At 56.5% G+C, this 6908-nt stretch carries 12 protein-coding genes; 2 read left to right on the top strand and 10 right to left on the bottom strand.

Annotated features, from left to right (window positions below):
- The 6 genes from NDI87_RS15655 to NDI87_RS15630 all read right to left on the bottom strand — a co-directional run.
- Positions 1-1048: phosphoenolpyruvate-utilizing N-terminal domain-containing protein (locus tag NDI87_RS15655; protein WP_296276384.1), on the bottom strand; the 1048-nt coding region annotated here is incomplete at its 3' end.
- The gene (locus NDI87_RS15650) at positions 1045-1314 is read right to left on the bottom strand and encodes an HPr family phosphocarrier protein (protein ID WP_296276383.1); all 270 of its coding nucleotides are present in this window, start codon (positions 1312-1314) and stop codon (positions 1045-1047) included. The genes NDI87_RS15655 and NDI87_RS15650, both read right to left, overlap by 4 nt.
- Entirely contained in the window at positions 1283-1738 is a 456-nt protein-coding gene (locus NDI87_RS15645) for a PTS fructose transporter subunit IIA (RefSeq protein WP_296276381.1), read from the bottom strand. The genes NDI87_RS15650 and NDI87_RS15645 overlap by 32 nt, the downstream gene beginning before the upstream one ends.
- A gap of 41 nt (positions 1739-1779) precedes the next feature.
- Positions 1780-3036 carry an MFS transporter gene (locus NDI87_RS15640; protein ID WP_296276380.1) on the bottom strand — a complete coding sequence of 419 codons (1257 nt, stop codon included), beginning with the start codon at positions 3034-3036 and terminating at the stop codon, positions 1780-1782.
- Entirely contained in the window at positions 3036-3743 is a 708-nt protein-coding gene (locus NDI87_RS15635; RefSeq protein ID WP_296276378.1) for a DUF4197 domain-containing protein, read from the bottom strand. The genes NDI87_RS15640 and NDI87_RS15635 overlap by 1 nt, the downstream gene beginning before the upstream one ends.
- 98 nt (positions 3744-3841) lie before the next feature.
- Positions 3842-4294 (bottom strand): cytochrome c, encoded by a 453-nt coding sequence (locus NDI87_RS15630; protein WP_296276377.1) that lies wholly within the window; start codon positions 4292-4294, stop codon positions 3842-3844.
- A gap of 91 nt (positions 4295-4385) precedes the next feature.
- Here NDI87_RS15630 and NDI87_RS15625 point away from each other — a divergent pair, with 91 nt between their 5' ends.
- Complete coding sequence (locus NDI87_RS15625) at positions 4386-5054, top strand: cytochrome b/b6 domain-containing protein (RefSeq protein ID WP_296276376.1); 669 nt, start codon at positions 4386-4388, stop codon at positions 5052-5054.
- A gap of 24 nt (positions 5055-5078) precedes the next feature.
- Positions 5079-5567, top strand: a complete 489-nt coding sequence (locus NDI87_RS15620) for a GNAT family N-acetyltransferase (protein ID WP_296276375.1) — start codon at positions 5079-5081, stop codon at positions 5565-5567.
- Here the strand turns inward: NDI87_RS15620 and NDI87_RS15615 are convergent, their stop codons facing one another.
- From NDI87_RS15615 to rplP, 4 genes are all read right to left on the bottom strand, one after another.
- Positions 5568-6074 carry a peroxiredoxin gene (locus NDI87_RS15615; RefSeq protein WP_296276374.1) on the bottom strand — a complete coding sequence of 169 codons (507 nt, stop codon included), beginning with the start codon at positions 6072-6074 and terminating at the stop codon, positions 5568-5570.
- 95 nt (positions 6075-6169) lie between these two features.
- Positions 6170-6439: a 30S ribosomal protein S17 gene (gene rpsQ, locus NDI87_RS15610; protein ID WP_296276373.1), complete on the bottom strand. Its 270-nt coding sequence runs from the start codon at positions 6437-6439 to the stop codon at positions 6170-6172.
- A gap of 10 nt (positions 6440-6449) precedes the next feature.
- Positions 6450-6656 (bottom strand): 50S ribosomal protein L29, encoded by a 207-nt coding sequence (gene rpmC, locus NDI87_RS15605; protein WP_296276372.1) that lies wholly within the window; start codon positions 6654-6656, stop codon positions 6450-6452.
- Positions 6657-6671: 15 nt separating this feature from the next.
- A partial coding sequence (rplP, locus tag NDI87_RS15600; protein ID WP_296163773.1) for a 50S ribosomal protein L16 occupies positions 6672-6908 on the bottom strand: 237 nt, incomplete at its 5' end.

Here is a 6908-nt window from a genome sequence, read left to right as displayed (position 1 = left end):
TACCCTCCACCGCGCGCCGGTAAGCCAGGTACTGCTCGTCCTCGTTGGGCAGTTTGCCGTGGCGCCCCATGAACAAAAACTCGCTGCGGAACAGGCCCACGCCAACCGCACCCGCCTTCAACGCCGAACTTGCATCTTCCGGCATTTCGATATTGGCCAGGAGTTCAATTTTCTGCCCATCCAGCGTCACTGCCGGGGTATGCAGCAGTCGCGCCAGGCGGCCGCGCTGAAGTTCAACCTGGCGCTGCTTGAAGCCATACTCAGCCAGAATGATCGGCGAGGGGTCCACCACCACCACACCCGCGTTGCCGTCGATCACCACCCAGTCGTCCTGCTGAATCAGGTGGCTGCTCAAACGCGCGCCCACCACCGCTGGTATGTCCAGACTGCGCGCCACAATGGCGGTATGTGAAGTCTTGCCACCCACATCGGTGATGAACCCGGCAAAAACACTTTGCTTGAATTGCAGCATGTCCGCAGGCGAAAGATCATGCGCCACCAGAATCAGCGGCACATCCACGGTGTCATCGAGCAACAAATCCTGTTGTGCGTTGTGTCGCCCGGCGCGCCCCTGGGGCTGGATCAGGGGCGATGACACGCCGCGCATGGCGCGCAGGATTTTTTCGGTGATCTGCTCCAGATCTGCCTTGCGCTCGCGCAAGTAGTCGTCTTCCATTTCGTCAAACTGGCGCGCCACGACATCGAGCTGGGAAGTCAGGGCCCACTCCGCGTTGTAAAGCCGGTCCTTGATCCAGTGCTGCACGCCTGCCGCCAGCTCCTGGTCCTGCAACAGCATCAGGTGGACATCGAGCAGCGCCGACAACTCCTGTGGCGTTTCTTTGGGCCCCATGTGGCCAATGCTGGTCTGCAGACGGCGAATTTCTGCCACCACCGCATCACGGGCATCGCGTACCCGGTTAATTTCAGCGCCGACCTGCGCTGGCTCGATAAAGTAATGTGCAACATCCAGTCTGCTGGAAGCCACCAGCACCGCCCGCCCGATGGCGATACCACGGGCCACAGCCAGACCGTGAATGGCAAAGGTCATTCACCCTCTCCAAATTTGTCTGCCACCAGATACAACAAGGCCTCCATGGCCTGTTGTTCCTGCTCGCCACTGGTTTCTATTTCAATCTCCGAGCCCATTCCGGCGGCCAGCATCATCACACCCATGATGCTTTTGGCATTGACGCGACGTTCGCCGCGCATCATCCAGACCTCACACGGAAAACTGCCTGCCAGTTTGGTCAACTTGGCAGAAGCACGCGCATGGAGTCCCAATTTATTGCTGATGGTGGTCGTGGTTTTGATCATTGTGTTTTCGTTGCTGATTTTGCGGTGCCGTGACAGCCACCTGCATCACGCCCTGGGTGCCGCCGGCAAGCACCCGGGCCACCAGGGCGTCCATGGCTTCGTTGCGGTAGGTGATGGCCCGCAGCAGCATGGGCAGGTTCACGCCAGCCACCAGTCGGGAGTTCAGTCCATCGACCAGTTTTTGCGCCACATTGCAGGGAGTGGCGCCAAACATGTCGGTCAGGATCAGCGTGTGCTCGGTATTGAGCAGTGCCATGGTCATGCGTGCCGTGGCCAGGGATTCATCAGCTGGCATGTTGGGCTGAACATCCAGCACGGCCAGCGATGCAGCAGCATCCGGAAAAACATGCAGCACACACTGACGCAAGGCGGTTGCCAGCGGCGCATGCGCAATGATGAAAATTCCGTTGGATTGGTCGTTCACGGGTGCTGTATTTTTTAGTGGTTGTGGTGATGACTCACGGTTCAACTCGTTGCCTGATTATGACTTTTTGTTGCCACAAAGTACGCATAGGAAGCAACGGTGCAAAGCAAATAGACCGTCATTGCCATCTGAAAAGCTGAAACCTCTTGCCAACCCAGGGCGCGAAATCCATCGATGGCCAGACCAATGCCCCACTGCACGGCAAACACGCCAGCAAATATCAACAAGTTGTAAGACGACATGGCCCGCCCCGCCAGGTTTGCAGGAAAAGCCATCGCCACAGCGGGTTGAGCCAGGGAGATGAACGTACAGCTCACACAATACAAAGCCCAGGCGACACCTGCCCAAACGCCGATGGCCGGGCCCGCAGCAATAATGATGGTCAGCAGGATAAAGCTCACGGGCATGCCGTAGCCAATCAGGCGGTCGGCGGTGTAGCCCCGGCGGGCGAACCCGGGATAGACCATACCCCAAGTCCAGAAAGTGATCAGCATGGCCATATTGATCCAGAACAGGCCCATGGCTGCTTGCAATGGGGTAAAGCCCGCCACGCGAATCATCCACGGCGAGACCCACAGGGTCTGCATGGCCACCAGCCCGCCATAAATGAAAAACGCCATAGGCGCCATACTTCTGAAATAGGGGTGACGCCAGACGGCACCATAGCTGGGCTTGGCGGCAGCCTGGGAATCAGCAGCCGGTACGGCATTCTGCCAGTGAGGTGCCTGCCAGGAGATCAGAAGCATGGCCAAAAACACCAATGCGGCCAGCCCCCAGAACAAGGCACGCCAGCCCACCAGGGGTATCAACCATTGCACCGGCATGGTGGAGGCCACCATGCCAAAGGAGCCAGTCATCAACATCCAGGAGTTGGCACGCATTTGTGAAGCGGCTTCGAACCAGCGCCGGTAGCCCGTCAGCGGCGCCATCAGACAGGCGCTGACGCCAACCCCCGTGAGGACGCGCGCTAGCAGCAGGCCCTTAAAACTGTCAGCCATGGCAAAGGCCGCGCAGCCCAGCACGGCGACCAGCAAGAAATACACAATCACTTTTTTGGGACCATACCGATCCAACCAGGCCCCAAGGGGCAACTGGGTCGCCGCAAAACCCAAAAAATAACCGCCAGCCAGCAGCCCCAGATCCTGCGCGTCCAGGACAAATTCCTGCGTCAACGTCGGCGACAGCGTGGCCGTGATGGCCCGAATCAGCGCCGAGAGAAAGTAGGCAAAGGCAAAGGCAATAAACACCAAAATGGCATTGCGTCGGGACAACCGGTTGGTCACAGAAGAATCAGCCATCAGGATCGCAAGGCACCAAACACTTTTTGCAGCACGGCATTGCCGGTACCCACCGGGTCCTGCCGTATTTTTTTCTCCTCTTCACCAATCATGAGGTAAAGGCCATCGAGTGATTTGGCAGTCACGTACTGCTCTATCGACACCTGGTCCTTTTTGAGCCAACCCATGCCTGCAGCCTTGCCGGCAATCTGGTTGTATTTGTCTGCCAGATTGACGCGAGAGGTGACTTTAGTGACCACAGGTAAAAATTTGATGCTCAAGGCCTGGCGTGTTTTCTCGGCAAAAAATTCGGTGACCGACGTTTCTCCACCAGTGAGAATTTTCTTGGCGTCCTGCACGCTCATGGTTTTGACAGCACCAACCAGCATGTCGCGCGCCAGCGGCACGGCGGTCTCCGCAGCCTGGTTCATGGCCACAACCAATTCATCGAGGCGGGCACCCTGGCCCAGGCCACGCAATAGTTTGGCGACATCGTCCAGAACGCCCGGCAGCGGAATACGGACCTTGTCGTTACCGGCAAAGCCATTGGGCTGGCCCAACAATTTGACGGCCGCAACGGCGCCCTTTTCCAACGCCAGTTTGAGCCCCTGCGAGGCTTGGGCGTTGGTGATGTCGTTGAGCGACAGTGCGTAAGCTGTTGCATGCAGGCCCATACAGGAACCTGCCAGCATGGCGGCGGATAGGGCACTAAAACGGCGTCGTTTCATAAAAGCGAGCTGGAGCATATGAAATCCTGACATCTTAACGACGAGCGGGCTGAGGTCATGCCCTTGGGGCAAGCGCACACCCAAACGCTGGTCCTGGTTTAATTTTCCTGGAAATCGTCGTGGCACGATTCGCAAGCAGCACCCGTGGCTTTCACTGCGAGCTTGATGCTGTCGAGATTACCCGACTTGGCTGCCACTGCCAACTGGCCCATTTCTGCCTGCATTTTTCTAGCGTAGTCGTCAAATTTGGCCTTGTTGGTCCAGATTTCAGGCCTGGCCTTGGTTTTGCCCAAGTCAGTGCCTGGGCCAAAACCCGCCCAGGGTAATTTAGACATGAGTTCAGCAACCGCCGCACTGTCTGCTGCCACCTTGGCGTCAAACGGAATTCGGCCTGACGCCATGCCAGCCACTCGACCAAAATCTTGCGCCATCATGAACATGGCACTTTGACGGTATTTGATGGCATTTTCAGGTTTGGAGAATTGAGCCAATGCGGGTACGGCCATGGTGAGCGCTGTGGCTGCCAGAAGACAAGCCGTGAGTGTTTTCATGGGAGACCTTTCGTCGTTAAACTAAACCAGATTGGGATGCAAAGTGTATGAGAATTCAACAAAGTGTTTATCCGTTTCTAAATAGGACATCATGGCTGTGATTGTTCGTGTCTGGGATGCGCCAACGCGCCTGTTTCACTGGACGTTGTCGCTGTGTGTTGTTGGCTTGTTTGTCACCAGTCAGGTGGGCGGCGCGGCCATGGACTGGCATTTTCGCTTTGGCTATGGTGTGCTGACTTTGTTGCTATTTCGTTTTGTCTGGGGCGTGTATGGTGGCCACTGGTCGCGTTTTTCCACGTTCGTGGTCGGGCCCCGCAAGATCTGGCGTTACCTGCAAGGCCAAGGCAAACCGCAAGACAGCGTCGGTCATAACCCACTGGGCGCCCTGTCCGTAGTGACCATGCTGGCCTTACTGAGCCTGCAAGTTGCCTCAGGCTTGATAAGCGATGATGAAATTGCCGCTGCGGGTCCATTGGTTCGTTTCGTGTCCTCGACCTGGATCGGCAACGCCACTTTTTATCATACAGAGATCGGCAAATTCATCCTGCTGGGACTGGTGGCCTTGCACCTTGGTGCGATTGCTTTTTACTATTTTCGAAAACATGACGACCTCATCATCTCCATGATCACGGGGGACAAGTCAGTTCCCATTCAAGCACCCAGCACCCATGATGGCGCGCCTGAGCGACGCCGGGCCGGACTGATTTTCCTGGCTTGCGCAGCACTGGTCAGCAGCCTTGTCATCGGCCTCAATGGCTAATGACCGACACGTCTATTTGCCCACATGACTTCTGAACCCATTCAAATCCAGCCATTGACTGATATGTCGGAGCTGGCCTCAGTGCGATCACTGTTCACGGAATATGCCAACAGTCTGGCCATTGACCTGTGCTTCCAGAATTTTGACGCTGAGCTGGCTGCGCTGCCTGGCGACTATGCCCCCCCACGGGGCGCACTCATGCTGGCCCGCTCGCAACATGAATTGGTAGGCTGCTGCGCGCTGCGACCGCTGGACGCGGCCGATTATCCCAACGCCTGCGAAATGAAACGCCTGTATGTGCGCCCGACCTTGCGCGGCAGCGGCTTGGGCCGACGTCTGGCTGAAGCCGTCATGGGGGCAGCGCAGCAAGCGGGCTACGCCACCATGCTGCTGGACACCTTGAGTGAAATGGAAACAGCGCGCGCCATGTACCAGGATCTGGGGTTCATCGAAGTTCCCCCTTATTACTACAACCCCATCGAAGGGGCCCACTACCTGATGGCGCGACTTTGATCAGGCCTTGGCTTGCGCCAGCATGGTTGCTGCATCGCTGACTTCGAATTTGCCAGGACCTTCAATATTGAGCGTGGCCACCTTGCCGTTTTTAACGAGCATCGAGTAACGGGCACTGCGCAGTCCCATGCCTTTGCCGGTCAGATCGAGCGTCAAGCCGGTGGCCTTGGCAAAAACAGCATCGCCGTCGGCGAGCATGCGGACCATGTCGCCAGTCTTCTGGTCACGTGCCCAGGCACCCATCACGAAAGCATCGTTGACGCTGATACACCAGATTTCATCAACGCCAGCGGCTTTAAGCGCATCATGGTTCGCGATGTAGCCCGGCACATGTTTGGCTGAACAAGTGGGGGTGAAGGCACCCGGCAAGGCAAACAGCGCAATGGTTTTGCCAGCACTGGCCGCCACCACATCGACTGGGTTCGGGCCCAGACTACAGCCACCCCCTTCGGTTTCATGAAACTCCATCAGCGTTGCGGCTGGTAACTGGTCACCTACTTGAATCATGGCTAACTCCTGAATTAAAAACAACCGAAAAAACAAAAACGGCCCACCATTGTGAGCCGTTTTCTAATGTGCTGACATGCAGCTTATGCAAAGACTTAGACCAGAGAGGCCTTTTGCACCAGGCGCGTGGCAACCCAGTTCTTGGTCTTGGAAATAGGGCGGCTTTCCGTGATTTCGATCATGTCGCCCATTTTGTACTCGCCCTTTTCGTCATGGGCGTGGTACTTGCTGGACTTGCCAACGATCTTGCCGTAGAGCTCGTGCTTGACACGACGCTCAATGAGCACCGTGACCGTTTTTGCACGCTTGTCACTGACCACCTTGCCGATCAAGGTGCGCTTGAGGGATGTTTTAGCTTCCGTCATGTTTCGCTCCTTATTTGGCGGATGGAACAGCGGCTTGCTTTTCGACCAGAATGGTCTTGGCGCGAGCGATGTCACGACGTGCTGAACGCAGTGTGGCTGTATTGTTGAGTTGTTGGGTCGCTTTTTGCATGCGCAAACCAAAGTGTGCTTTTTGCAGCGCTTTGACTTCTGCCTGCAAACCGGCGACGTCTTTTTGGCGTAATTCAGTCGTTTTCATATCATTTTCTCCTGATTACTGACCGATCATGCGCGACACGAAGGTGGTACGCAACGGCAATTTGGCAGCTGCCAAACGGAACGCTTCACGAGCCAGCTCTTCGGAGACACCCACGATTTCAAACACGATCTTGCCGGGCTGGATTTCAGCCACGTAGTACTCGGGGTTACCTTTACCGTTACCCATACGCACTTCTGCGGGTTTTTGGGATATTGGCTTGTCAGGGAACACGCGAATCCAGATACGACCACC

The sequence above is a fragment of the Rhodoferax sp. genome, assembly GCF_023701345.1.
GTDB lineage: Bacteria > Pseudomonadota > Gammaproteobacteria > Burkholderiales > Burkholderiaceae_C > Rhodoferax.
The sequence above is the reverse complement of the archived record's forward strand: the minus strand, read 5'-3'. Positions and strand labels throughout refer to the sequence as shown.